The sequence below is a fragment of the Pseudomonas sp. GW821-FHT02A11 genome (assembly GCF_059421985.1).
Genome location: NZ_JBWKWB010000022.1, coordinates 1 through 26,455, shown reverse-complemented (window position 1 = coordinate 26,455; position 26,455 = coordinate 1). Strand labels below are relative to the sequence as shown.

The following is a 26,455-nucleotide window of genomic DNA, read 5'->3' as shown; positions in this document are numbered from 1 at the left end:
GCGCATGAACATACAGATCCCCGGATTCGACATAGAAGGCGAGATTGGCGAAGGCGCCATGGCTACCGTTTATCTCGCCACGCAACGCTCGCTGGAGCGCAAGGTCGCCCTGAAAATCATGGCAGCCGCGCTGGCAGCCGACTCGACGTTTTGCGAACGCTTCCTGCGCGAAGGCAAGACCCTGGCGCGCCTGTCGCACCCGCACACGGTCACCATTCACGACATCGGCAACGTCGGCGACCTGTATTACATGGCCATGGAGTACCTGCCCAACGGCACGCTCAAAGAGCGCGTCGCCGCCGGCATGAGCGCCGAGCAGGGCCTGACTTACATTCGCCAGATCGCTTCGGCACTGGGTTACGCCCACGCGCAGGGGCTGGTTCATCGCGACGTGAAACCCGCCAACATCCTCTTTCGTGCCAACGGTTCGGCGGTGCTGTCGGACTTCGGCATCGCCAAATCCCTGGATGACCGCACCCAGTTCACTCAGGCGGGGTTTGCCGTCGGCACGCCGAGTTACATGAGCCCCGAACAGGCCCGTGGCCTGGAGATCGATGGCCGCGCCGACCTCTATGCGTTGGGCGTCGTGCTCTACGAAATGCTCGTCGGCAAGCTGCCTTACAACGGCACCGATGCGCTCTCGACCGCTCTGGCGCATCTCACCGAGCCGTTGCCTGAGTTGCCGATTCACCATGGCCGTTACCAGCACATCCTCACGCGCTTGCTGGCCAAGGATCGTGAAGAGCGTTTTTCCGATGCTGCCGAGCTGATCGCCGCGCTGGACAACCTGCCGGTGCAAGACAACGACGCAACCATGATCCGTGTGTTGCCATTGCCACCTGCGGATTTTCACGTCGAGCCTAAACCCAAGGATGATCTCGCGGGCCTGACCCCGGTCTCCATCGACATCCCCGACACGCCGCCTGCGCAACCCGCTCCGCCGCCGCGCCCGGTGCCTGTGCTTGACAACTCAAACAGCGCAGAGCAGCGCAAAGGCCCGGTGCTGGCGCTGCTTGGCGTCGCAATAGCGGCGGCACTCGGGTTGGGCATCGCGGGCTATTGGTGGTTGGGGCAGGACAAACCTGCGGTGGCGTCGACAGCGCTTGCTTCGTCCACGCCTGCCTCCAGCACCAAGTCGCCGGTAACCCCTGACAAACCCCCTGTTATCGAGCCCCCGGTTCAAACCCCGGTGACCGATGCCGATGGTGGCGGTCGTCCGTTGCTGATGGCCAACAAGAAAACCCTCTTTCAGCGTGTTCTGAGCAAGCCGGGTGCGAAGTTTTCCGCCGATGCAGGCGCGTCCGGGGAACAGGCGCTTCCGGCGTTTTCAGTGCTCTACGTCTATCAGCGCAAGCAGGTGAATGGCGCTGAATGGCTGCGAGTGGGCGCCGCCAGCGACGGGCACAGCGAAGGCTGGTTGCCGGCCAATCAGGTCAGCGACTGGAAGCAGAGTCTGGTGCTGAAGTTCAGCGAGCGGTCCGGGCGTGCGCCAGCGATGTTCCTGCGCGAGCCCAAGCAGCTGGAAAAACTGCTGAACGATCCGGCGGCAGCGAAAAAACTGCTGCTTAACGCGCAGAAGAACGCTGAGGACACCCAGCAGGTGCTGGCCCTGGAGCCGGCCGCCAGCGCAGTGCCGCAGAACCAGTTCTACCTGCTGCCGATCTTCGACGCCAAAGAGACCTTCGACCAGAACGGCCAGCCGGTTCAGTTGCTCAACGTCGCCTCCATCGACCCCGGCAACACGCCGCAGCGCACGGCTTCAGGCGAGACAATCAAGACCGCTGCCAGCAAGGACGCCTTTCGTACTGGCGTGGTGTTGGTCGTCGACACTTCGGTGTCGATGCAGCCCTACATCGATCAGGTGCGTGACGTCATCGCCGAGCTGCAGAAACAGATTGGTCAGCGCGGCGAGCTGGACAGCGTGAGCTTTGGCCTGGTGGGATTCCGCAATAACGTCAGCAAGACGCCGGGCCTGGAATACCTCGCCAAGACCCTGGTCACGCTGGATCAAGGCCGGGACCCTCAGCGTTTTCTCGAGCTGGCGCGGCAGGTCAAGGCCACCAATGTGTCGAGCCACTCCTTCAATGAAGATGCCTTTGCCGGAGTGATGCAGGCGGTCAACGGCATGGATTGGTCGGGCTATGGCGGGCGCCTGATTCTGTTGGTGAGCGACGCCGGTTCCCTGCGCAAGAACGACCCCTTCAGCAGCACCCAGATGAACGAAGCCGAAGTGCGTCAGGCCGCGCTGGGCAAGCAGATCAAGATCTACGCCCTGCACCTGAAAACCGAAGCAGGCAAAAAGAACCACGCCTTCGCCGAGCAGCAGTACCGCACCCTGACCGCCGACGCCAACCCACAGATCGGCGACCTCTATGTGCCGGTGCCGGGCGGCGATGTGCAGAAATTCGGCGAGCGCGTGTCGGAAATCGGCTCGGTGTTCGCGGATCTCGTGCATCAGGTGCGCAGCAACCAGCCGCAAGTCGCGCCGTCGTTGCCTTCGGCCCCGAGTGTGGCCGACAAATCCGCAGCCATTGGCTATGCGATGCGCATGGATTTCCTCGGCCAACAGACCGGCGTGCGCGCGCCGCAACTGGTCAGCGCCTGGACCGCCGACCGCGACCTGACCAATCCCGCGCAGCCGGAGTTTCAGGTGTGCGTGATGCTCAGCAAATTGCAGCTCAATGACCTGCAACAGTCGCTGAAACTGATCGTCGATGCCGCGCGCAAGACGCAAAGCTCGCCCAAGGATTTCTTTCAGGAAATCGCCAGCGCCAGTGCCTACATGAGCCGCGATCCTTCGGCCTTGCGCAAGGGCGGCAACCTCGCCCAGAGCGGCGTGCTGGGCGAATACCTGGAAGGCCTGCCGTACCGCAGCAAGTCGCTGAGCATGACTCAGGATTTGTGGTTGTCGCTGAGCGTGGCCGAGCAGGAGGATTTCATCGACGAGCTGGATTCGAAGATCCGCCTCTATGAAACCTTCCACAATGATCTGGCCAACTGGGTCCGTTTCGGCGATGCCGAGCCGGGTGATGCGCTGTACCGCGTTCCGCTGTCGACGCTGCCGTGATGATGAGCCTGCAAGCGGTGCGCAAAACGCGAGGCGAGGGCCGCCAGCGTTACAGCCTGGTGATCCCGCATCTGGAGTTGGCGGCCGGTCAGCAATGGGCGCTGGTGGGTCCGAGCGGGTCAGGCAAAAGCACCGTGCTCGACCTGCTGGCGCTGGCGCTGGCGCCGGACGCCTCGCAGCGCTTCGAGTTCGCACGCCCGGGCGGCGACATTGATGTAAGCGGGCTGTGGCGTGACGCGCGACGAGACGAATTGGCGCAGCTGCGCAGTCGGCAGATCGGCTATGTGCTGCAGACGGGCGGGCTGCTGAGTTATCTGAATGTGCACGACAACATCGGCCTGCCGCGCAAGCTGCTGGGCATGCGCGATGACGGCACGGTGGAGCGTCTGGCTGCGCAACTGGAAGTGGGCGAACAACTGAATAAGAGGCCGCAGCAGCTTTCCGTCGGGCAACGTCAGCGGGTCAGTTGCGCCCGGGCCCTGGCGCACAATCCGCCGCTGTTGCTGGCAGACGAACCCACAGCAGCGCTGGACCCGCTCAACGCCATGCGCGTCATGCAACTGCTGCTGGGCCGCGCCCGCGAGCAGGGCGCCTGCTGTGTGATCGCGACTCACGATGAAGCCCTCGCAGAGCAGGCCGGCTTGCAGCCTCTGCGTATCGCTTGCGTGCGTGATGCCGACGGCGGCGTGACGGCAACGCTGGAGGGCGAGCACTGATGCGCCTCGCTCTGGTGGTGTCGCTGGCCTGGCAGGACTACCGCGCCGATGCGCGCTTGTCGGCGTGCGCGGTGTTGGCTTTGGTGGCGGTAATCGCGCCGTTGCTGGTCCTGTTCGGCCTCAAGTTCGGGCTGGTCGGCAGCCTCACCGAACGGCTTGAGCGCGACCCCACAGTGCGCGAAGTCATCCCCATGGGCGGCGGGCGTTTCAGTGCGGAATTCGTCGGCACACTGGCCAGGCGCCCCGATGTCGCCTTCACCCTGCCGCGCACACGACAGATCGCGGCCACAGCTGATCTCTCGATGCCCGATCAGGATCAGGCGCTGAATGTCGAAATGATCCCCACCGCTGCCGGGGATCCCCTGCTGGGCGATGCGCAGGCGCCGAGTGCGATGGATCAGATTGTGCTCAGTAAAACCGCCGCCGAAAAACTCGGTGCCAGGGCCGGTGACTGGCTGGACGCTGCGTTCACCCGTCAGGTTTCGGGCGTGACACAGACTGAGCGCACCCGATTGCAGGTGTCGGCGGTGCTGCCGCTGGAGGCCTTCGGACGCGACGGAATTTTTGCCTCGTTGCCGCTTCTGGAGGCCGTTGAAGATTATCGCGACGGCCGTGGGGTCGAGGCATTCGGTTGGCCTGGCGAGGGTCGAACAGTCAGCGAGGCGCGCGTGTTTCCAGCGTTCCGCCTGTACGCCCGCAGCCTCGATGATGTCGAGCCGCTGCGCCTGTATTTCGCCGGGCAGCACCTGCTGGTTTCCACCCAGGCGCAAACCATCGCTCAGGTGCAGTCCCTGAGCCGCAACCTCACCTTGGTGTTCTGGATCATTGCCGCGCTGGCGGTCGTGGGCGCCGTCGCGGCGGTGTTTGCCGGGGCACTGGCGGCGGTGGAGCGCAAACGTCGAGAGCTGTCGGTGTTGCGGCTGCTGGGCTTCAGCACCGGGGCTCTGCTGCTATTCGTCACGCTGCAAGCGCTGTACAGCGGCGTGCTGGCAGCGGCCATCAGTTTCGGGCTCTACGCCCTGGCCGAGCGCGGCCTCAATCATCTTTTCGTGCAGGTGCCGGGCGAGTACGCCAGCCATTTGCTGTTACGTCATTACTGCGTGGCCTTGCTGGCTGTGCTCGGCGCCAGCGCGACTGCTGCGGCGCTGGGCGGCTGGCGCGTGGCGCGCATCCAAGCTTGCGAAGGAATACGAGATGTCTGAATGGCGCAGGGCTTTTCCCTTAGGGGCCGCCGCACTGATGTGCGCTTGCCTGAGCCTGTCATCGCTGGCCGTGGCCGCTGATGAAAATACGCTGGACAACCCCAAGCCGCTGGCGGACGACGTTGTCCTGCCGCTGCCATGCGACGGCGAAATGGTGTTTCGCTACGTCTACGTGCTGGCGCAAGGGTCGCTGGACGATCGCGAAGTCAGCCTGGGTTACCCCTTCAGCGAAGGCGAGGCAGGCTACAAACAGTCGTTCATCTCAGGCTATCGCCGCGACTTCATCAACGGCCAGTTCACCTTGGCCGACTTGCCCGGCGACTGGCGTAAAACCATCGCCCCGCAATTGCCGAAAACCGAGGGCAGCACGCCGCTCAAGCCGATGCTGTATTTCATCGGCAAGTACGAAGTCACCGCGCGTCAGTACGCGCAGGTCATGTCCCAGGCGCAATCCCTGGCCAGCGGCGAGCCAGCCCCGGCCTGCGAAGCGCCGGAAGGCATGGTTGGGCGGCTGCCCAAGGTCAAGCTGTCGCGCTTTGAGGCCGAGCGCTTCTCGGCGGTCTATAGCGCTTGGCTGATGAAGTACCACCGCGATCTGCTGCCGGTTAGCGGGCGTGGCAAAAGCGATGACGATGGCGGCCTCGGCTTTGTGCGTCTGCCCACCGAGGTCGAGTGGGAATACGCCGCCCGAGGCGGGCAGGCGGTGAGTCGTCAGGAGCTGGAAGGGCGCCTGTTTCCCCGTCGCGTCGAGGGCAGCGAAGAAGACGGCCCGCTGGGCGACTGGGCGGTGTACAACCAGGTTGCAGGCGGCACCGGGCAGGCCGCGCGGCTGATGCCCATTGGCACCAAATTGCCCAACCCCATCGGCCTGTTCGACGTGATCGGCAATGCCGCCGAAATGGTTCAGGAGTCCTTCCAGCTGGTGCACGCCGGGCGGCGTCAGGGCACCTATGGCGGCTTTGTGGCCAAGGGCGGTAATTATCTGGAGGGCGAAGGCACGCTGTTCACCGGCATGCGCCGCGAATACCCGTTGTTCGCCGCCGACGGCACTGAGCAGAGCAATGACACCACGGGTTTCCGCGTCGCCATCGGCGCGCTGTCAGCGCCTCGCTCTCGCTATAAAGAGCTGTTCGAGCAGTGGCAGAAAGAGGGTCGACTGGCTTCGCTGACCGACGCCATCGACGACGCTCAGGACCCGACCAAGCGTCTGGACACCATCATCGCCGCCAGCACCGATCCGCGCCTGCAGGCCGAGTTGGGGCTGGTCAACGAGGAGCTCAAGCGCAACGTCTCGCTGATCGCCCAGCAGCGCGAGGAGGCGGCGGGCAACCTGATCCAGTCCTCGGCCCTCGTCGCTGAGACCATCAACAACTACAACATCCGCCTGACCAATCTGCGCAAAAGCCAGAAGCAGGCCCTCGACGCCAAGGATGAGGCCAGCGCGAAGCTGTTCGCCGGGGCCATCGAAAACGGCACCAGCGCTCTCGACGGCGCAGTCGCGATCTACATCGACAACCTTGCCACCGGCACGCGCTACACCGACGCGGTGATTCAGGCGCAGTTCCAGCGGGTCAAGGAAGAACTCAATCGCAAGCCGGTGCTGGGCAAGAGCCTGGTCGCCCGCGCCACGTTATTCGTTCGTCATGTGAGCAGTTACCGCCAGCAAAAGCGCGCGGACCCACAGGCGATTCTGAAGGAATTGCTCGCTTCGGCCGCGCAGCCATGACGGCCGTCGTCCAGCGAGCTTAAAGGGAGTCCGGTCAGGCCTTTGCCAGCCGGCGTTGAAAAAACCAAAAAAGAGAGCATCACCATGCAGTTATCCCGTAACCCCGTTGTGTCCACCTCCAAGTGCCGTGGACTGTTGTTGGTTGCCGCAGGATTTGGCTTCGTGCTGATGGCGGGGTGTGCCAACTCGCCGGTTTCCAAGGTCGGAGCCAGCACCAAGGTCGAGTATTACCCGACCTGCTACGAGCCGGTACAGCACCTGCGTCAGACTGATTCTGACGTGAGCAAGTCGGTGTTTGGCGGCGCCGCCGTGGGCGCTTTGGGGGGTGCCCTGGCCGGCGCGCTGGTGGGCAGCTCCGAGGACCGTGCGCGCAACGTCGCCATCGGTGCCGCCGGGGGTGCGCTGGTCGGCGGTGCAGCCGGTTATTACACCGAGAAGCAGAAGCAGATCACCGACGACAACCAGCGCATCGGCTCCTACGGCACCGACATCGACAAGCGTGCGGCGGACATCGACCGCAGCACGGGCTACGCCAAGGCATCGCAGTCATGCTACCAGAGCGAGTTCACCAAGCTGATCGCGGCACGCAAGGCCAAGACCATCAACGACACCGAAGGCCGCAAGCGTCTGGCTGAAATCGTCGCCGGTTTGAAAGAGTCCAACGACCTGATCACCGCTGTGAACGGCAAGACCGGTGAAGACATCAACAACTACACCCAAGCCTACGAAAAAGACCTGCAAACCGTAGGCGTTCAGCGTACCGATGTGGCCACCGTTGTCGCGGCTGACACCACGCCAGCGGCCACCACGACCAGCAAGAAAAAGGCGCCGGTGAAGAAGAAATTGCCGACCGTGCCTCAGGAAGCCGTCAGCACCGAGAAGACACTGCTGGACGCCAAGGCCAAGCAGGCTGCCGGTCAGCAGGTCGCAGCGACGGGTCAGTCCCAGGTCAACGCCATGTGCAAGAACCCGGACCTCGGCGACTGGGCTCCAGTGCCTTGCCCTAATGTCTGATTGAGCGGGTTTGATTGATCCAGAGCCGGTCCTGTTCCATGAGCAGGACCGGCTTTTTCGTCAGAACAACCCGCCCAGATAAATAGCGCCACTACCGCCCGCTTGTACCCCGGCGTTGAGGCCCGCCATGACGAGCGCGCCCTTGGCCGATTGCAGCAGTTGGCGCTGCATCACCAATGGCCCCAGCACTGCGCCGGCCGGCGTTGCGTTGACCGCCATACTGATTGCCAGCAATTTGGGATCGAGGCCGAACAGCATTGCCGAGGCCGAACCTCCGGCAATCAACCCGGCGCTGACTTCCATGAAGACACAGACGCCGGTGATGTCGTCGCGGGTCAGGTCACGGTTGGCGATCGCGTCAGACACGAACACTTGCCCTGTGCTCGGAAACGCCTCCAGCGCCCCCGCGCCGCCGACGCTCTTGCCCCTGATCGCGATGTTCACCTTGCCCAGACGCGGCAGGCGCGCACCAAAGCCGATGCCTGCGCCCAGGCCGCCGTAACGAAAGCTCTCCGACTTGCCTTGTGGGTCTTGCAGGGTGATCGAGCCGCCGCTGCCAGCGGCGAACAGGATGCTCAGGCCGCCACTGCTGGCGGTCACGTATTTCCACTGGCTCGCGTTGACGGGCAGCGGGATGAGCGACTGAGTCATGGATTCAAAGTCCTTTTAGAGATGACACCAGTGGCTGTTTCTTGCCACGGGAAAACTTCAGCAAGCCGGCCAGGGCGAAGATCAGGCCGATCAGACCGACCAGCGCCGGGGTACCCCAGAGCGCACCGGCGTCGTTGATCACCGCCAGCGCGCCGGGCTTTTCTGTCTGATAAAACACTTCGACCGGTTGGCCGACCTGATAGCCGTAAATCATCCCGCCCTGCGGGTAGGAAACGACCTCGCCAGCGGTTGTGGTGAATTCAATCTGCGGATGGGAGCCGCCAGCGTTCAGTGCCTTGACGACACCCGGCACACGTTGCGCGTGGGACAGAAAACCGTGACGTTCGCTGACCAGATAACCGGCAACGGCCAGCAGCACGATGCCGATCAGGACGATCAGAAGGCCTTGCACACGATCGGCACGGGGAGAAGAGGAGGGACTCATGCTGTATTGGTTCGTCCTTGAAGAAATGATTCATGACGCAGAGGCAGGCCCTGCACGGCTGTCGGAACCGCGCTTGAGCGACGTCAATCGCTGACGCAAATCCTTTCGCTGTATCGCACGATGGGCCGAAATATAGAGTGACAAAACCGGCTTCCGCAAGGCGTGGCAAAAGGCCTTCTAGCCACCCCCTCATGATTTTGTAGAGAAGGCCGCAATGTGTGCATTCTTGCTCAGGTAAAGCTGGCGGCTGTCGGATATTTCTCTAACCTCTCCTGATCTTTCCTCCTGAACTGTCGGAACCTTCTTCATGACTGTCATCTCTCGCTGTTGTTTGCCGCTGATCATTGGTGTCTGCCTGCTGCCCTTCGCTGCCGCGCAGGCCAGCGAGTGCAACCAGTACGAACCTGCGAACGCGACCCTGGCGGGCACCTTGACCCGCCAAGTCTTCCCCGGTCCACCGGGCTTTGAAGACGTCGTCACGGGCGATGAGCCGCAAGTCGGCTTTTACCTTTCGCTGTCTGAACCACTGTGCATGCAGGGCAACGAAAACGAAGCCGACATCAGCGTCGAAGACAGCGAAACCCTGGTACAGCTCGTTCTGCAGGCGAAGGACTACGACAACCTGCGCCCCTACCTCGACCAACCCGTCGTACTCAAAGGCACGCTGTTCGGCGCCGTTACAGGCTTTCATCACACCCAAGTACTGATGCAACAGGTGCAACTGGTCAGCGGCATGGCCGCCCCGCCGGTGGACTGCGAACGGCTGATCCAGAACATCGGTGTGCACGAAGAGCCCTACAACCCAGCGCTGCAAGGCAAGATCATCGGCGGCAACGCCTGGATCTACCAGGCCCCGCAATCGACCTGCACGACCAAGCGCGATTTCATCAAGTCCGGCACGCTGATCAGCGTGACCTCGATCGCCGATGGCGGCTGGGTGCGGGCGGACGTCACGGGGAGCAGCGGCAAGGCGCAGTCGGTGTGGCTGGATCAGGCGCAGGTGTTGTTGGGAGTGGGTGGGACGGATGAGTAGGAGGACGTTAACTGCTAGTCGCGTTGCAGCGCAGTTGTAAACTTTTGGTTTACTACTGCCTGTTGGTCTGGCTGTTTCATGAGCGCGTTCATTTGGCCAATGTGACGCTCACAAAAAAGCCCGCACATCAGCGGGCTTCTTTATATATGGCGCACCTGGCGGGATTCGAACCCACGACCCCTGCCTTCGGAGGGCAGTACTCTATCCAGCTGAGCTACAGGTGCAACGCGGGCGCCATGATACCCATCTCGGTTCAAAGCGTCCATTGCATTGACTGGCCGTTTGTTTCGCCCTGACCGATAACCCGCGGCGCGCGCACTTGCGACCATGCCCGCTCAGATTACCTCTTCGGATCTTCTTTGCTGCGGTATCTATGTACCGCAGTTCCCATCCAATCGGCTGGTTCCTTGAACGTCTTTCAATCAGCAAGGACTTTCAAGATGGCGATCGACCTCGAACACTACGAGCGCAGCCTGCATTCGATGGCGGATGCGCGTGCTGTGATGGCCAAGGCTCGGGCTTACATGGAGGCTTGGCCAGACGTCTATCAGTTGGCGCGCAAGACGGCGGCCGCGTATCTGCTCAAGCACACGGGCAACCCGCTGGACCCCGATCGGATCTGGTGGAACGTGTTCGACGAGGCGGTCAGCGCGCCGACGTTTACAGGCTGGCGTCACTTTGGGGCGCCCAAGCAGTCGATGACCTTCACTCAGCTGCTGATCCACCGCTTTAACGACGGCTTTCAGGTGGCGCCTGATGTGTTGCCGGTCTATGGCGGCTTTTATACCCGTGGCAGCGGCGCCAGTGAGTACGGCCAGCGCAATGAAGTCCAGCTCGATTCGGGCAAGGTCATGGGGGACCTGTGGGCGCTGGACTTCGCCTCGCTGCTCGCACAGCGCACCGAGCGTTTCTGGCGTGAGCTGGGTGATGACTTCATGCTACTGGCCAAGCTGCGTCTGGTGGCCAGCCTGGATGAAGCCGTGAAGCAGAATGCACTGTCCTCGCAGGACCGGCAGCGGCTGCGCGCCTGGCTGGGGTTGGGGCAGGACGGGGTGACCCTGACCAAGCTTGAAGTCACGCCGAACGCCGATGCCTTTCATATCCGTCATTACCTCGTCTCCGGCGGCGGGCATCTGATTACGCTGCGCGCGGATGACGGTCGAACGGTGTTGTATTGCCCTGGCACGGAGTGGCTGCCGCGCGCCTTCGCGAATCATGGCGATCTGGTGCACTGGCTCAATCGTGAGCTTCGCTCCGCCGAAGCTTTCGATGCGTTGTACCGGGGTAATCGGCAGGCCAGCGCCGCCGAACGCCAACAGGCCATGAACGATCTGCACAATCGCTTTGGGCCTGTCGACGCGCCTGCGTGGCCCTTCGGTGTGGGGCGCCAGATCACTTCTGACCTGTTCGCTGAGATGCGTGAGTGGGCCAAGGCGGATCTCGCCATTAGCCAGACACTGGCGGTCAGTAATGCGGACCTGCGCAAGTCGCTCTGGCGCGGCTATTTGGGCGCATTCCTTGGAGTCTTTGGGGGCTCTGCCGTGCTGGCGTGGCCATTAGGGCTGGTCGTGCTGGGGGCTGCGGCGGCGCGTCTGTCACTGGATATTGAGGCTGCCGTGCGTGCGCGATCAGTCGTCGAACGCACGCAGGCAATCATCGCGGCGGCCGCGGATATGGTGGCAGCAGTGTTTTCCATCATCGACGTCGGGCTTGGCGTCAAGGCCTTGCGATTTGAAGCACCTCCCCATGAGCGGATGCTGGCGTCTTGGACGCTTGCGCCTGTCGAGTTGCGCAGTGATGACTTGGACGTTATTGAGGGCAACCGCATTGTCCCGGAACCCATAAGTGAAGCCGGGATGCTCAACGGCGTGAGCGTCGATGAGGACGGTTCTACCTGGATCGAGATGAACGAGCTGCCCCTCAGGGTCCGCCAAAGTCCGGAAGCGCGCAGCTGGCTGGTGGTGGATGACGAGGACCCGTTCGCGTTCCTGCCGACGGTGCCCGTGCGGGTGGTGACGGATTTCGTTTGGAAGCCGCTTGAGGTCGTTCAACAGATGCAGGCTGCAAGTGGGCAGCCGGAAACTGTGGCGTCCGGGTTTTGGGACACCTATATGCAGCCCAATTACGAGTTGCACTGGGAAATGTCGCAGGCGTTGCTCGAGCGTCAGCGCGAAACTCTCTGCGCAGCGGCCCTGCCCAGCCCCACTCTGAGCAATCCGTTGCTGGAAACCCCGCAGCAATTTCGCTACCTGCTCAAGGACGGCAAGCCTTTTTATACCTGGATCGAGGGGGAGTACTTCAACAATGACCTGATCGCCGCGTACACCGATGAGCTGACCCAAGCCAACGGCGTGTTCCGTCACGGTGCGAAAATCGACAGCGATATGCTGGCTTATCTGGGGGATCTGTTCGATGCGCTTGAGCAACTGACCCGTAGCGGGGCCCTGCGCTTGTGGCGCGGCGGCAGCGGGGGGCGAGCGACCGGTGGTGCGCATTTTCGCAGTGGTGAACTGAACCCGGGTGACGTGCTGGTGACCACAGACATTACATCGTTCACTGAAAACCCCTACGCCCTGCGCGACTTCGTGGCACCGAAGCAAATAAAGGGCCTGGATCGCGTGAATGTTTTTGACGACACCTCGGTGGTCTACGAGCTGATTGGCAAAGGGCTCAACAGCGGCGTGCCGATCGGGCCGATGTCGCTGACCACCGCCGAAGCCGAGGTGGTGTTCACCCCCGGTCACTTTCTGCGCATCGAGTCGGTCCGCGAGGTGCGCGGCGAGCGCTATCACTTCGTCAGGGTGCGGCTACGTGAAGTGGAAAAACCCGACACCGGCGTTGTCTATGACCTGCGTACGGGCGAACCCTTTGATCGCGCGGCTTATGCCAGCCGGGTACGGCAACCGGAGCTGATCGAGCGGTTCTTCCCTGCTGCCCAGTGGCGCTGACAGTCCGCCGTTGATCTGGAACGTTTCGCAAATCGGGCGCGTTTGTTCTTTTTTTCGAACACCCTATTGTCCTTTGTTGTTGTTGAACCTAGGATTCGTTTGAGATTTCAAACGCTCCCGTTCGGTCACCCGCGCTTTTCGCGATCCGTGCGTGCGGGGCCCGGCGAATGTTTCCCTGACGGCAGCCTCGGCCGAGGCGCCTTTGAATAATCAATAATTCGCTCCGCCTTGCGCGGTGCTGTTTAGGAGGCCGACATGCAGCTCAAAGATTCGAAGTTGTTCCGCCAGCAGGCGTACATCAATGGCGCCTGGGCTGATGCCGACAGCGGCCAGACCATCAAGGTCAACAACCCGTCGAACAATGAGATTCTCGGCACCGTGCCGAAGATGGGCGCTGCCGAAACCCGCCGCGCCATCGAAGCCGCGGACAAGGCGTTGCCCGCCTGGCGTGCACTGACCGCCAAAGAGCGTGGCGCCAAGCTGCGTCGCTGGTTCGAGCTGATGATCGAAAACCAGGACGACCTCGGTCGCCTGATGACCCTGGAACAAGGCAAGCCACTGGCCGAAGCCAAGGGCGAAATCGCCTACGCGGCTTCCTTCATCGAGTGGTTCTCCGAAGAAGCCAAGCGCATCTACGGCGACGTGATTCCGGGCCACCAGCCGGACAAACGCCTGATCGTGCTCAAGCAGCCCATCGGCGTGACCGCTGCGATCACTCCGTGGAACTTCCCGGCCGCCATGATCACCCGTAAGGCCGGCCCTGCGCTGGCTGCCGGTTGCACCATGGTCCTCAAGCCTGCTTCGCAAACCCCTTATTCCGCACTGGCGCTGGCTGAACTGGCCGAGCGCGCTGGCATCCCGGCTGGCGTGTTCAGCGTCGTGACCGGCAGCGCCGGCGACATCGGCACCGAGCTGACCAGCAACCCGATCGTGCGCAAGCTGTCGTTCACAGGCTCCACCGAAATCGGTCGTCAACTGATGGCCGAATGTGCTCACGACATCAAGAAAGTTTCGCTGGAACTGGGCGGCAACGCGCCCTTCATCGTGTTCGACGACGCAGACCTGGATAAGGCCGTTGAAGGCGCGATCATCTCCAAGTACCGCAACAACGGTCAGACTTGCGTCTGCGCCAACCGCATCTATGTGCAGGATTCGGTGTACGACGCGTTCGCCGAGAAGCTCCAGGCCGCTGTCGCCAAGCTGAAAGTCGGCGACGGCATGGCCGAAGGCACTACCACCGGCCCGCTGATCGATGAAAAAGCAGTCGCCAAGGTCAAGGAGCACATCGCCGATGCCTTGGGCAAAGGCGCGAAAGTGCTGAGCGGTGGCAACAGCCTGGAAGGCAACTTCTTCGAACCGACTATCCTGGTCAACGTGTCCAAAGACGCAGCCGTGGCCAAGGAAGAAACCTTCGGCCCACTGGCGCCGCTGTTCCGCTTCAAAGACGAAGCCGAAGTAATCGCCATGGCCAACGACACCGAGTTCGGTCTAGCGTCGTACTTCTACGCTCAGAACATGAGCCGCGTGTTTCGCGTGGCCGAGGCGCTGGAGTACGGCATGGTGGGTATCAACACCGGCCTGATCTCCAACGAAGTGGCGCCGTTCGGCGGCGTGAAGGCGTCGGGCCTGGGCCGTGAAGGCTCCAAGTACGGCATCGAAGACTACTTGGAAATCAAATACCTCTGCCTGAGCGTTTAAGGCAGTGATATCTAGCCCGCGCAGCGCGAGAGCGACGTTGCGCGGGTGTTTTCAGCAGCAAAACCCATTTGCTGGCCGGGAGGCCGCGGCAGTCGATCATCGCATGCTGCCGCTGTTGACCCCCGCCGCTTTATCCTTGAACCACGCCGCCCGATGAGCGGTGAATGAGGAAGACATGAGCAAAACCAACGCATCCCTGATGAAACGCCGCGAAGCCGCTGTACCCCGTGGCGTTGGTCAAATCCACCCGATCTTCGCCGATTCCGCGAAGAACGCTACCGTCACTGACGTCGAAGGTCGTGAATTCATCGACTTCGCTGGCGGTATCGCAGTACTGAACACCGGTCACCTGCACCCTAAAATCGTTGCGGCCGTTCAAGAGCAACTGACCAAGCTGACCCACACCTGCTTCCAGGTACTGGCGTACGAGCCCTACGTTGAGCTGTGCGAAAAAATCAACGCCAAGGTCCCAGGTAATTTCGACAAGAAAACCCTGCTGGTCACCACCGGCTCCGAAGCCGTTGAAAACGCTGTCAAGATCGCCCGCGCTGCCACTGGCCGTGCTGGCGTCATCGCGTTCACCGGCGCTTACCACGGCCGCACCATGATGACCCTGGGTCTGACCGGTAAAGTTGTGCCGTACTCGGCCGGCATGGGCCTGATGCCAGGCGGCATCTTCCGCGCGCTGTACCCGAACCAGCTGCACGGCGTGAGCGTTGACGACTCCATCGCCAGCATCGAGCGCATCTTCAAGAACGACGCCGAGCCAAAAGACATCGCCGCAATCATCATCGAGCCAGTGCAGGGCGAAGGCGGTTTCTACGTCGCGCCTAAAGCCTTCATGGCTCGCCTGCGCGAACTGTGCGACAAGCACGGCATCCTGCTGATCGCTGACGAAGTGCAGACCGGCGCTGGCCGTACCGGCACCTTCTTCGCCATGGAACAGATGGGCGTCACTGCCGACCTGACCACCTTCGCCAAATCCATCGCTGGCGGCTTCCCGCTCGCGGGCGTTTGCGGCAAGGCCGAATACATGGACGCCATCGCTCCAGGCGGCCTGGGTGGCACCTACGCGGGTAGCCCAATCGCTTGCGCCGCGGCCCTGGCCGTGATGGAAGTGTTCGAAGAAGAGCAACTGCTGGATCGCTGCAAAGCGGTTGGCGAGCGTCTGGTGACGGGTCTGAAAGCCATTCAGACCAAGAACCCTGGCGTAATCGGCGAAGTTCGTGCCCTGGGCGCGATGATCGCGGTTGAGTGCTTCGAAAACGGCGACATCCACAAGCCAAACGCGGCTGCTGTGGCTTCTGTCGTGGCCAAGGCCCGCGAGAAGGGTCTGATCCTGCTGTCCTGCGGCACCTACGGCAATGTCCTGCGCGTACTGGTCCCCCTGACCTCGCCAGACGAGCAGCTGGACAAAGGCCTGAAAATCATCGAAGAGTGCTTCGCTGAACTGGCTTAATGCCCGTGAGCGGTGGTTACGATTGATCAAATCGTGACCACTTCGTCAGAAAAAACCTGCTTCGGCAGGTTTTTTCGTTTATTGGCGCCAGAAAATTCGCTTTTGCCCTGTCTCACCGGCCGGTCTTTGACTAATGTACGAAGACTGATGCCGGAGAGTCATGATGACCGTTGTAGAGGCGCCTGCTGTTCCTCGTGTGTTGATCGCCGAGGCGGACCCTTGGGCACGCGAGATGCTCAGTGAACTCGTGCTCGATGTGCGCTGCGATGCACAGTTGGATGTGTGTCCGGATGGCAAACAGGCTGTTGAACTCATGCGCGGTTACATCCCTGATCTGGTGATCGCCTCCCGCGAGTTGCCTGGCGTGGACGGACTAAGCCTTCTGCGCGGCGTGCGCATGCTCAAGCGCCAGCCTGCCGTGCGTTTCATCCTCCTGAGCAATCGCAACGACAGCGCCAGCGTGCGCGAAGCCATACAGTTGGCTCCCACCGCTTACCTTACCAAACCCCTGAATATCGGCAGCCTGCGTCAGCGCCTGGAAAACCTGCTGCTCAAGGACGGCGCGGCCATCGCCTGCGAAGTGCCTGCGTTGGCGCCGGGTGTGGGGCTGGATGCCTTTCTGGAAAAACGCCGCGAGCTGGCCGACGGCGGCCCGCTGTACGTCGACGTTCGTGAGGTGATCGCCCGCAGCCGGGGCCCGTCCGGGATTGATCTCAAGCTGCTGGAACAAGAACTGATCGAAGACCCTCACGTCACTGCCGTGTTGATCGCCGCAGCGGGCAGCGCATCGCAGCATCAGGGCAAACCCCTGCAGACCCTCGCGCAGGCGTTGACTGTACTGGGCGCGACTCAGAGCGCAAATCTGGTGCAGGGGCTGGCGCTCAAGCGCGGCGCGATTCTGACGGACGACACGCTGATTCTGCAGGCCAGCCAGATCTGGGAAGTCTCGCGCCGCACGGCAGGCTACGCGCGGATTCTCGCTCGCACCCTGGACCTCAATCATGAGCGTTGCTATTGCGCGGGCCTGCTTCGGGGGCTGGGAGATCTGTCGGTGATTCGCTGTCTTCAGGAATGGTTGCAGGCCGGCGGCACACTGGATGAGGCCACGATCGCCCGTGCGCTCGAGCAGTACGCCGCCGCATTCGGCTCGGCCTTGCGCACGCGCTGGCGCCTGCCGCTGGAACTGCGCGAGCTGATCGCCGCTGTTTATCAGTACAACACCGGGGTGTACACCCGCGAGGTGCTGGCGATGAATCTTGCAGGGCAGATGGGACGGCTCGGGCAGGAGGACCCGCTCGAAGCGCTGGCCAAGAGCAAATCGGCGCGGCTGTTGAAGGTCAATGCGTCGGATCTGCAGCGAGTGCGCAACAAGCTGGTGGCATGAGTCAGGGGCAGTTGTTCGATCTCTGTGGGAGTGAGCTGGCTCACGAAGGCTGACTGCCAGACTTCAAACCTGCTGGGCCTGTACCGGACCCTTCGTGAGCAAGCTCACTCCCACAGGTGCTGTGCATGAGCTGGGCGTGAGGGTCACACCAACACGATCTGATTCTTGCCCTGCCGTTTGGCCTGATACATTGCCGCATCGGCGCGGGCGAAGAGGGCTTCCAGGCTTTGGTCCTGCGTGTGCAGGTTGGTCAGGCCCTGGCTTGCGGTGATGCCGAAGGTCTTGTCCTCACGCTGAAAACTCAGTCGCTGGATTTCCCGTTGTAGCCGCTCGGCGATCTGTTTGGCCATGTCCGGCGCGCAACCGACGAAGACCGCCGCAAACTCTTCACCCCCGATTCGCCCGAACAGATCGCCTCTGCGCAGCGTATTGCGCCCGCATTCGGCAATGCGTTGCAGCACCAGGTCGCCTTCCTGGTGGCCCCAGGTGTCGTTGACCAACTTGAAGTCATCCACGTCGAGCAGTAGAAACGCCATCGGCGTGCCCTGCAGGCGGGCCTGTTCGAACTCGCGCTGGGCGCATTCGAAAAAGTGCCGACGGTTGCTGCTCTGAGTGAGCACATCGGTGGTCGCCAAACGTTGCAACTCGTCTTCCAGCTGTTTCTTTTCAGTGATGTCTTCAGCGATGCCCACCACGATCAAGCGCTGGCCGTGCTCGGCCTGATGGCTGACGAAGCACTTGTCGCTCAGCCAGCGCACCTGGCCATCGGCGCGGATGATGCGGTACTCGCGGTCTTCGATGGAGCCCTTTTCCAGCACTTCACTCAGGCTGCGCTCGGCGTAGTCCAGATCGTCGGGATAAATGCTGTCGCGCCACTCGTTGTAATCGGACAACAGCAACCCCGCCGAGCGGCCGAAGATGCGCTCATAGGCCGGGCTGACGTAGACCATGCGCTGGGTTTGCCAGTCGAACGCCCAAAGCACGGCGTTGACGCTGACCAGTAGCGAGCTGAACAGCTGTTCGCGCTCGCTCAGCCGCGCGACTTCCGCCTGGGCGTGCATAAGCGCCAGCAGGGTCTCTGCGGAAGTGGAGGTTTCGTGGGTCGTCGTCGGGTTGTCCATGAGCACTGCATCTCAAAAATAAGGTGCGGCGCACAGCCACAACATGTTTCACAGCATAGTGCGAAGGTGATAATGAGATCGGCGTAATGGCACTAAGTTCCGACAGGCGCACGTCGTCAGGACAGTGCGCCGATCAATGGCTCAGGCGTGGGAGGGGCGTAACGAGTAGGTTTTGAGCTGGTCGGCGAAGTCGCGCAGGGACTGAATGCCGCTGGCTTCGGCTTCGTGCACCCAATCCTTGATGGCGGCGAGCATGTCGTGGCCGTTGCTGCTGGTACGTGCCCAGATCTGCTGCAGGGCCAGGCGCTTCTCGTAGATCACCTTCAGCGCCTGACTGTGCTCCAGCATGGTCTGGATGCGCACCTGATGCTTGTCGTCCAGCAGGCTGGTTTCCCGCGAGAGCAGGCGTTTGGCGCGGCGGAACTGATGACGCACCGACGCATCGGCCTTGGCCAGTTCCTGCTTCACCAGCGGCGCGATCACCAGCTTGCGGTACTGCGCCATGATCTGGAAGCGGTTGTTGAGGATGGCCATGGCGGTGTCCATGTCCATATGGCCCTTGCCTTCGACGCGGTGGGCGATAGGCGCCACGCGCTGAACCTTGGCCAGGCGCAGCCAGCAGAACAGCTTGATCCACGCCCAGCCCATGTCGAACTCCCAGCGCTTGACCGACAGCTTGGCCGAGTTGGGGTAGGTGTGGTGGTTGTTGTGCAGCTCTTCGCCGCCGATCAGGATGCCCCAGGGCACCAGATTGGTCGCCGCATCACGGCATTCGAAGTTGCGATAGCCGATGGCATGACCCAGGCCATTGACGACGCCAGCGGCCCACACCGGAATCCACATCATCTGGATCGCCCAGACAGTGATGCCGATGACACCGAACAGCGCCAGATCAAGCACGGCCATGATGGCGATACCCAGTTTCGGGTAGCGCGAATACAGGTTGCGCTCGATCCAGTCTTCGGGGCAGTTCTTGCCGTAGATGCGCAGGGTTTCCGGGTTTTCGGCCTCGGCGCGGTACAGCTCGGCGCCTTTGCGCAAAACCGTGGAAAGGCCCTTGATGACCGGGCTGTGCGGGTCGTCATCGGTTTCGCATTTGGCGTGGTGCTTGCGGTGGATGGCGGTCCACTCGCGAGTGTTCTGCGCCGTGGTCAGCCACAGCCAGAAACGGAAAAAGTGCTTGAGCCCGGCGTTGAGTTCCAGCGAGCGGTGCGCGGAATAGCGATGGAGATAGACTGTGACGCTGACGATGGTGACGTGAGTCATCGCCAGAATGACTGCGACCAATTGCCAGACGGAAAGGTCGAGCAGACCGTTGTTCCACATAGGCTGAGTTGCCCTCGGTTGTAACGCGTGCAAGGTGCAGGGGCGACGTGTCGACCCCGGTACGGCAGCGCGCATTATCACTTAGCCACCAGATAAAACCAGTCGGTGTTTTAGATAAGCGTCGCAGGATGTTTCTTCCTCTATAATTCTGTCCTTTCGTAAGGCGTTTGGTTTTCCATGTCAGCGATCACCCGAGATGCGCTCAAAACCGCACTGTTGTATGGGCTGCTGTCGATTTTCTGGCTGGCGTTCAGCGACTACGCGTTACCCCTGTTGATCGAAGATTCGATTCAGCTGGCCCGTGCCCAACTGATGAGCGGTTATGGATGGGTGACTGTCAGCGGTATCTGCATCTTTCTGGCGCGCAGCCGCCTGTCGCGACTGATGGGACCACAGGCCCGACGTGACGAGGATATCCAGCGCCTGCGACTCGCTTCGGCGGTGTTCGACAGTACGCTAGAAGGCGTGCTGGTCACCGATGCCAACGGCCTCATCGTTCATGTCAATCGCGCGTTCATGGAAATCACCGGCTATCGGCAGGACGAAGTGTTGGGGCAGACGCCGAAGAAATTCAAATCCGGCCGCCATGGCCCCGAATTCTACGAGCACATGTTCAAGACCATCCTCAGTGCCGGGCAATGGAGCGGCGAGATCTGGAATCGGCGCAAAAGCGGCGAAATCTATCCGCAATGGCAGAGCATCCGCTCGATCAAGGACGACAAGGGCGTGATCACCCACTTTGTCGCGGTGTTTTCCGATATCACGACGGTCAAGCATTCCGAGCGCGAACTGGCTCATCTGGCCCATTACGACGCCCTGACCGGGCTGCCGAACCGACTGCTGTTCATCGACCGCGCCGAGCAGGCGCAGACCCATGCGCTGAGTAACAAGCAGAGCCTGGCGCTGCTGCTGATCGACCTGGACCATTTCAAGCACATCAACGAAAGCCTGGGGCACAACGTCGGTGACGAGCTGCTCAAAGCGGTAGGCGGGCGTCTGAGCGGGTTGCTGGAAAAAGGCCTGACCCTGGCGCGAATGGGCGGCGACGAGTTTGCGGTGCTGGTCGAAAGCCCGCAGCAGGCGATTCAGGCGGCCGAACTGGCGCAGGCCATGCTCGACGACTTGCGCGAGCCGTTCATGATCGAGGGGCAGCAATTGTTTCTCACCGCGAGCATCGGTATCAGCCTGTTTCCCAACGACGCCTTGAGCGCAGAGCAACTGCTTCGCAATGCCGACGCCGCGCTGTTTCAGGCCAAAAGCCAGGGCCGCGAGAGCTACGCGCTGTACACCGAGCAACTGACCGCCCACGCCCAACGGCGAGTGCAGCTGGCCGGCGAGCTGCGCCGAGCCATCGTGCAGAACGAGTTGCGCGTGTTCTATCAGCCGATCCACAACCTGCAGACCCGCCGCATCGAAGGCGTCGAGGCGCTGGTGCGATGGCAGCATCCCCAGCACGGTATGGTCTCGCCGGGTGAGTTCATCCCGGTTGCCGAGCAAAGCGGTTTGATCGCCGACATTGATAACTGGGTGCTGACCGAATCCTGCCGGCAGATGGGCCAGTGGCTCAAGGACGGCATCGCGCTGTCGTTCGTGTCGGTCAACGTGTCCACTCGGCTGTTCAGCCGCGGCGACCTTGATCGTCGTGTTGCCAACGTGCTGGACGAGACGGGCCTGGCGCCGGGTTATCTGGAGCTGGAGGTCACCGAAAGCGCGGTGATGGACGACCCCGAGCAGGCCATCGAACAGATGCATCGCCTGCGCGAGCTGGGCCTGAAGCTGTCCATCGACGATTTCGGCACCGGTTACTCGTCGCTGCTGCGGCTCAAGCGCATGCCAGTGCAAAAGCTCAAGATCGATCAGGGCTTTGTGGCCGGTCTGCCGGACGATGACGACGACATCGCCATCGTGCACGCGATCATCGCGCTGGCGCGGGCCATGGGCATGCGGGTATTGGCCGAAGGCATTGAGCAGGCCGATCAGGCGAGCTTCCTGCTGCACAATCATTGCGAGCTGGGGCAGGGCTATTGGTTTGCCAAGCCCATGCCCGCCGAGCAGATCGACTGGCAGCATGCGCCGGTTTTTGCGCTGAGATGACAGCCAGAGAATCGGATGTCACCCCTGTGGGGAGCGAATTCATTCGCGAAAATGGCACGAGCAAAAAATGATGTGTTGCCTGTACCGACGACTCGCGAATGAATTCGCTCCCACAGTGAATATGAGGGAGCCCGCAAGTGGCGTACGCCTCGAAAATCAGCCAAATTCTTTTTTGTTATATCTGCATTCTTAAATAGTATTTTTAAGAATAACCGTGCCTCTCTAATATCGCCCCTACGCCACAAGCAGCCGCCTCCCCACCGCCGCTGCGGGCAACCCCCTTCAAGGAGCACGATCATGAGCGCATCTCTACGTAGCGTCGACGGCCAGGACGAAGCAAGCATTCTGCGAGAAATTCAGAGCGCTCTGCGTGACCTGCGTTTCGGTGCGGTTGAAATCACAGTGCATAACGCGCAGGTGGTCCAGATCGAACGCAAAGAGAAATTCCGTCTGCAGAATCCGGGCAAACAGCAAGGCTGAGGGACGCTTCAGCGCGTGCGGCCATGGATTACCGATTTGCTTGAACCGAAATCAAAACTAGAAAAAGCCAACAACACCTAAATTCCAGGAGCTTGATTCATGTCCATTCGCCGTTACGCGCTGGCCGCTCTCGCCAGTGCCGTGTTTGCCGGTTCCGCCGTTGCCAAGGACTACACGCTGTTGAACGTGTCGTATGACCCGACGCGTGAGCTGTATCAGGACTACAACGCTGAATTCATCAACTTCTGGAAGAAATCCCATCCGGACGACACCGTGAAGATCAATCAGTCTCACGGCGGTTCGGGCAAGCAAGGCCGTTCTGTCATCGACGGCTCGCCTGCGGATGTAGTGACCCTGGCGCTGGCCGGCGACATCGACGAAATCTCCAAACTGGGCAAATCCATTCCGGAAAACTGGCAGACCAAACTGCCGGACGCCAGCACCCCGTACACCTCGACCATCGTGTTTCTGGTGCGCAAGGGCAACCCCAAAGGCATCCATGACTGGGCCGACCTGATCAAGAAAGACGTCGCGGTCATCACCCCAAACCCGAAAACCTCCGGCGGCGCTCGCTGGAACTTCCTGGCCGCTTACGCCTATGGCCTGAAAGCCAACGGCGGTGACGAAACCAAGGCCAAGGCCTATATCAAGACCCTGTTCAAGCACGTTCCCGTTCTGGACACCGGTGCTCGTGGGGCGACCATCAGCTTCACTAACAACGGCCTGGGCGACGTGCTGCTGGCCTGGGAAAACGAAGCCTTCCTGGCGCTGAACGAAGATGGCGGCAAGGACAAGTTCGACATCGTCGTGCCTTCGCTGTCGATTCTTGCCGAGCCTCCGGTTGCGGTCGTCGAGAAGAACGCCGAGAAGCACGGCACCACCGAAATCGCGACGGAATACCTGAAGCACCTGTACAGCAAGGAAGGTCAGGAGATCGCTGCGAAAAACTTCTACCGTCCTCGCGACAAGGACATCGCCGCCAAGTACGAGAAGCAGTTCCCGAAACTGGAGCTGGTGACCATCGACAAGGATTTCGGCGGCTGGAAGTCGGCTCAGCCCAAGTTCTTTAACGATGGCGGCATCTTCGACCAGATCTACATTCCTAAATAAGCCTGTAGGAGCGCGCTTGCCCGCGAGACGGTGTGTCAGACGCCGCTTGGGTGTTTGAACGAATGCGATCGCGGGCAAGCGCGCTCCTACATGTAGAGCAGTGATATCTGCTAGATTTTGCCGAATTTTCTCTGACGACGATAAAGACCCGGACCCGTTCCGGGTTACGTGTATCAACCAAGGACACTTATGTCTCGACGCATATCCCCCGTCATACCCGGCTTCGGGCTGACGCTGGGTTACACCTTGGTGTACCTCAGCTTGATTGTGCTGATACCGCTTGCGGTCATGTTCATCCACGCTTCCCAGCTGACGGCCGAGCAGTTCTGGGCCATCGTCACGGCGCCTCGCGTGCTGGCTGCGCTCAAACTGAGCTTTGGCACGGCGTTCTATGCGGCCATCATCAACGGCATCATCGGCACGCTGCTGGCCTGGGTGCTGGTTCGCTACACCTTTGCGGGGCGCAAGATCATCGACGCGATGATCGATCTGCCGTTCGCCCTGCCCACGGCGGTTGCCGGTATTGCGCTGACCGCGCTGTACACGCCCGCAGGTCTGGTCGGCCAGTTCGCCACGGACCTGGGCATCAAGATCGCCTACACCCCGTTCGGTATCACGCTGGCGCTGACGTTTGTCACCATGCCTTTCGTGGTGCGCACCGTTCAACCGGTACTGGCGGACATCCCCCGTGAAGTCGAAGAAGCCGCAGCCTGTCTGGGCGCGCGTCCTCTGCAAGTGTTCCGCTACATCCTCGTTCCTGCGTTATTGCCTGCCTGGCTGACCGGTTTCGCGCTGGCCTTCGCCCGTGGCGTGGGCGAGTACGGCTCGGTGATTTTCATCGCCGGCAACATGCCGATGAAGACCGAAATCCTGCCGCTGCTGATCATGGTCAAGCTCGACCAGTACGATTACGCCGGCGCGACGTCCATTGGCGTGCTGATGTTGGTGGTGTCGTTCATTCTGCTGCTGCTGATCAACCTTTTGCAGCGACGCATCGAAACCCCTAACTGAGGAGGCGCACTATGTCTGGTCCATCGCTCATTGCCGCTTCCTCCGCCAACGCTGCCCGTCGGGGCAACGCGGTGTCGCGGCGCATCCTGATCGGCCTTGCCTGGCTGGTCTTTGCAATCTTTCTGTTGTTGCCCCTGTTCGTGGTGGTCAGTCAGGGCCTGAAAAACGGTCTGGGCGGCTTCTTCACCGCCATCCTTGAGCCGGATGCGCTCTCGGCGCTCAAGCTCACGGTGTATGCGGTGCTGATTTCCGTGCCGCTGAACGTCGTGTTCGGTGTCGCGGCGGCCTGGTGCGTGAGCAAGTACTCGTTCCGTGGCAAAGCCATTCTGGTGACGCTGATCGACCTGCCGTTCTCGGTGTCGCCGGTCATTGCAGGTTTGGTCTACATCCTGATGTTCGGCGCCCGTGGTGTGTTCGGGCCGTGGCTTCAGGATCACGATATCCAGATCGTCTTCGCCTTGCCGGGCATCGTGCTGGCGACCATCTTCGTGACCGTGCCGTTCGTGGCCCGTGAGCTGATCCCGCTGATGCAGGAACAGGGCACGCAGGAAGAAGAAGCGGCGCGTCTGCTGGGCGCCAACGGTTGGCAGATGTTCTGGCATGTGACCGTGCCGAACATCAAATGGGGCCTGATCTACGGCGTGGTGCTGTGTACCGCGCGGGCGATGGGCGAGTTCGGCGCGGTGTCGGTGGTTTCCGGCCACATCCGCGGCGTGACCAATACCCTGCCGCTGCATGTCGAGATTCTCTACAACGAGTACAACCACGTGGCTGCATTTGCCGTGGCGAGCCTGTTATTGATCCTTGCGCTGTTCATCCTGCTGCTCAAGCAGTGGAGCGAAGCGCGCATTAGCCGTCTGCGCCAAAGCGCGGCGGAGGAATAATTCATGTCGATCGAAGTCCGTAACGTCAGCAAGAATTTCAACGCTTTCAAAGCCCTCAACAGCATCAATCTGGACATCCAGAGTGGCGAACTGGTGGCTTTGCTGGGCCCGTCCGGCTGTGGCAAGACCACGCTGCTGCGCATCATCGCGGGGCTTGAAACTCCCGATCAGGGCAGCATCGTGTTCCACGGCGAAGACGTCTCCGGTCACGATGTGCGTGATCGCAACGTCGGTTTCGTGTTCCAGCATTACGCGCTGTTCCGTCATATGACGGTGTTCGACAACGTTGCCTTCGGCCTGCGCATGAAGCCGAAGAACCAGCGCCCGAACGAAACCCAGATCGCCGCCAAGGTGCACGAATTGCTGAACATGGTGCAGCTGGACTGGCTGTCGGATCGCTACCCGGAGCAGTTGTCCGGTGGCCAGCGTCAGCGTATTGCGCTGGCTCGCGCGTTGGCGGTGGAGCCCAAAGTGCTGCTGCTGGACGAGCCGTTCGGTGCGCTGGATGCCAAGGTGCGCAAGGAACTGCGTCGCTGGCTGGCGCGCCTGCACGAAGACATCAACCTGACCTCGGTGTTCGTGACCCACGACCAGGAAGAGGCCATGGAAGTCGCTGACCGTATCGTGGTGATGAACAAGGGCGTGATCGAGCAGATCGGCTCACCGGGCGAGGTATACGAGAGCCCGGCCAGTGATTTCGTTTATCACTTCCTTGGCGACTCCAACCGCCTGCACCTGGGTGACGACAATCATGTGCTGTTCCGTCCGCATGAAGTGTCGCTGTCGCGTCATGAAGTGCAGGGGCACCACGCGGCTGAAGTGCGCGACATCCGCCCGCTCGGCGCGACCACGCGGGTGACGCTCAAGGCTGAAGGCCAGCCTGAGTTGATCGAAGTGGAAGTGGTGAAAGATCACGACAGCCTGATTGGCCTGGCGCGCGGGGAGACGTTGTTCTTCAAGCCGAAGGTTTGGCAGAAGGTTGAAAACATCTAGCTGCGCGGCCCTCGAACTGTGGGAGCGAATTCATTGGCTATGTCTGCGTTAATTGTTGCGCAGGTTCATAGCCAAGCGCTTCCTTCAGCAAAA

20 protein-coding genes and 1 tRNA gene are annotated in these 26,455 nt (G+C 61.4%); 16 read left to right on the top strand and 5 right to left on the bottom strand.

All coding sequences use genetic code 11. The features are described 5' to 3' along the window. Window positions 1-4 precede the first annotated feature (4 nt). From AC07V9_RS23570 to tagQ, 5 genes are all read left to right on the top strand, one after another. Window positions 5-3,067 (top strand): serine/threonine-protein kinase, encoded by a 3,063-nt coding sequence (locus AC07V9_RS23570; RefSeq protein WP_495018043.1) that lies wholly within the window; start codon window positions 5-7, stop codon window positions 3,065-3,067. After that, window positions 3,067-3,783, top strand: coding sequence for an ABC transporter ATP-binding protein (locus AC07V9_RS23565; RefSeq protein WP_495018042.1), 717 nt, complete (start codon window positions 3,067-3,069; stop codon window positions 3,781-3,783). Before AC07V9_RS23570 ends, AC07V9_RS23565 begins: the two co-directional genes overlap by 1 nt. Then, complete coding sequence (locus AC07V9_RS23560) at window positions 3,783-4,985, top strand: ABC transporter permease (protein ID WP_495018041.1); 1,203 nt, start codon at window positions 3,783-3,785, stop codon at window positions 4,983-4,985. Before AC07V9_RS23565 ends, AC07V9_RS23560 begins: the two co-directional genes overlap by 1 nt. Window positions 4,986-5,022: 37 nt before the next feature. After that, window positions 5,023-6,711 carry a formylglycine-generating enzyme family protein gene (locus AC07V9_RS23555; RefSeq protein WP_495018089.1) on the top strand — a complete coding sequence of 563 codons (1,689 nt, stop codon included), beginning with the start codon at window positions 5,023-5,025 and terminating at the stop codon, window positions 6,709-6,711. A gap of 84 nt (window positions 6,712-6,795) precedes the next feature. Continuing rightward, complete coding sequence (gene tagQ, locus AC07V9_RS23550) at window positions 6,796-7,725, top strand: type VI secretion system-associated lipoprotein TagQ (RefSeq protein WP_495018040.1); 930 nt, start codon at window positions 6,796-6,798, stop codon at window positions 7,723-7,725. A 60-nt stretch (window positions 7,726-7,785) separates the two neighbouring features. On the opposite strand, the gene AC07V9_RS23545 is transcribed toward tagQ, so the two are convergent. Both AC07V9_RS23545 and AC07V9_RS23540 read right to left on the bottom strand, forming a co-directional pair. Further along, window positions 7,786-8,376, bottom strand: a complete 591-nt coding sequence (locus AC07V9_RS23545; RefSeq protein WP_495018039.1) for a hypothetical protein — start codon at window positions 8,374-8,376, stop codon at window positions 7,786-7,788. Window positions 8,377-8,380: 4 nt separating this feature from the next. Continuing rightward, window positions 8,381-8,821 (bottom strand): DUF3592 domain-containing protein, encoded by a 441-nt coding sequence (locus AC07V9_RS23540; RefSeq protein WP_495018038.1) that lies wholly within the window; start codon window positions 8,819-8,821, stop codon window positions 8,381-8,383. A gap of 307 nt (window positions 8,822-9,128) precedes the next feature. Between AC07V9_RS23540 and AC07V9_RS23535 the strand changes: the two genes are divergently transcribed. Beyond that, entirely contained in the window at window positions 9,129-9,854 is a 726-nt protein-coding gene (locus AC07V9_RS23535) for a DUF4431 domain-containing protein (protein ID WP_495018037.1), read from the top strand. 147 nt (window positions 9,855-10,001) lie between these two features. On the opposite strand, the gene AC07V9_RS23530 is transcribed toward AC07V9_RS23535, so the two are convergent. Next, window positions 10,002-10,078: transfer RNA gene (locus AC07V9_RS23530), tRNA-Arg, on the bottom strand. A 216-nt stretch (window positions 10,079-10,294) separates the two neighbouring features. On the opposite strand from AC07V9_RS23530, the gene AC07V9_RS23525 reads away from it, so the two are divergent. From AC07V9_RS23525 to AC07V9_RS23510, 4 genes are all read left to right on the top strand, one after another. Beyond that, complete coding sequence (locus tag AC07V9_RS23525; protein ID WP_495018036.1) at window positions 10,295-12,802, top strand: dermonecrotic toxin domain-containing protein; 2,508 nt, start codon at window positions 10,295-10,297, stop codon at window positions 12,800-12,802. A 255-nt stretch (window positions 12,803-13,057) separates the two neighbouring features. Next, entirely contained in the window at window positions 13,058-14,500 is a 1,443-nt protein-coding gene (gene gabD, locus AC07V9_RS23520; protein WP_495018035.1) for an NADP-dependent succinate-semialdehyde dehydrogenase, read from the top strand. Between the two features lie 175 nt (window positions 14,501-14,675). Further along, window positions 14,676-15,959, top strand: coding sequence for a 4-aminobutyrate--2-oxoglutarate transaminase (gene gabT, locus AC07V9_RS23515; protein WP_495018034.1), 1,284 nt, complete (start codon window positions 14,676-14,678; stop codon window positions 15,957-15,959). Window positions 15,960-16,122: 163 nt separating this feature from the next. Next, window positions 16,123-17,343 (top strand): HDOD domain-containing protein, encoded by a 1,221-nt coding sequence (locus AC07V9_RS23510; RefSeq protein WP_495018088.1) that lies wholly within the window; start codon window positions 16,123-16,125, stop codon window positions 17,341-17,343. A gap of 143 nt (window positions 17,344-17,486) precedes the next feature. Here AC07V9_RS23510 and AC07V9_RS23505 read toward each other — a convergent pair whose 3' ends face one another. Next, complete coding sequence (locus AC07V9_RS23505; RefSeq protein WP_495018033.1) at window positions 17,487-18,464, bottom strand: GGDEF domain-containing protein; 978 nt, start codon at window positions 18,462-18,464, stop codon at window positions 17,487-17,489. Window positions 18,465-18,605: 141 nt separating this feature from the next. Next, window positions 18,606-19,790, bottom strand: coding sequence for a delta-9 fatty acid desaturase DesA (gene desA, locus AC07V9_RS23500; RefSeq protein WP_495018032.1), 1,185 nt, complete (start codon window positions 19,788-19,790; stop codon window positions 18,606-18,608). Between the two features lie 177 nt (window positions 19,791-19,967). On the opposite strand from desA, the gene dibA reads away from it, so the two are divergent. The 6 genes from dibA to AC07V9_RS23470 all read left to right on the top strand — a co-directional run bounded on the left by dibA (window position 19,968) and on the right by AC07V9_RS23470 (window position 26,362). After that, window positions 19,968-21,884 carry a phosphodiesterase DibA gene (gene dibA, locus AC07V9_RS23495; protein WP_495018031.1) on the top strand — a complete coding sequence of 639 codons (1,917 nt, stop codon included), beginning with the start codon at window positions 19,968-19,970 and terminating at the stop codon, window positions 21,882-21,884. A 297-nt stretch (window positions 21,885-22,181) separates the two neighbouring features. Then, window positions 22,182-22,364 carry a sulfur starvation response protein OscA gene (oscA, locus tag AC07V9_RS23490; RefSeq protein WP_081565193.1) on the top strand — a complete coding sequence of 61 codons (183 nt, stop codon included), beginning with the start codon at window positions 22,182-22,184 and terminating at the stop codon, window positions 22,362-22,364. Window positions 22,365-22,463: 99 nt separating this feature from the next. Beyond that, on the top strand, window positions 22,464-23,474 hold the full coding sequence (locus AC07V9_RS23485) for a sulfate ABC transporter substrate-binding protein (protein WP_495018030.1): 1,011 nt from the start codon (window positions 22,464-22,466) through the stop codon (window positions 23,472-23,474). Window positions 23,475-23,663: 189 nt separating this feature from the next. Further along, complete coding sequence (gene cysT / locus AC07V9_RS23480; protein WP_495018029.1) at window positions 23,664-24,485, top strand: sulfate ABC transporter permease subunit CysT; 822 nt, start codon at window positions 23,664-23,666, stop codon at window positions 24,483-24,485. A gap of 11 nt (window positions 24,486-24,496) precedes the next feature. After that, on the top strand, window positions 24,497-25,369 hold the full coding sequence (gene cysW / locus AC07V9_RS23475) for a sulfate ABC transporter permease subunit CysW (RefSeq protein ID WP_495018028.1): 873 nt from the start codon (window positions 24,497-24,499) through the stop codon (window positions 25,367-25,369). Between the two features lie 3 nt (window positions 25,370-25,372). Next, window positions 25,373-26,362, top strand: coding sequence for a sulfate/molybdate ABC transporter ATP-binding protein (locus tag AC07V9_RS23470; protein ID WP_495018027.1), 990 nt, complete (start codon window positions 25,373-25,375; stop codon window positions 26,360-26,362). Window positions 26,363-26,455: the final 93 nt, after the last annotated feature.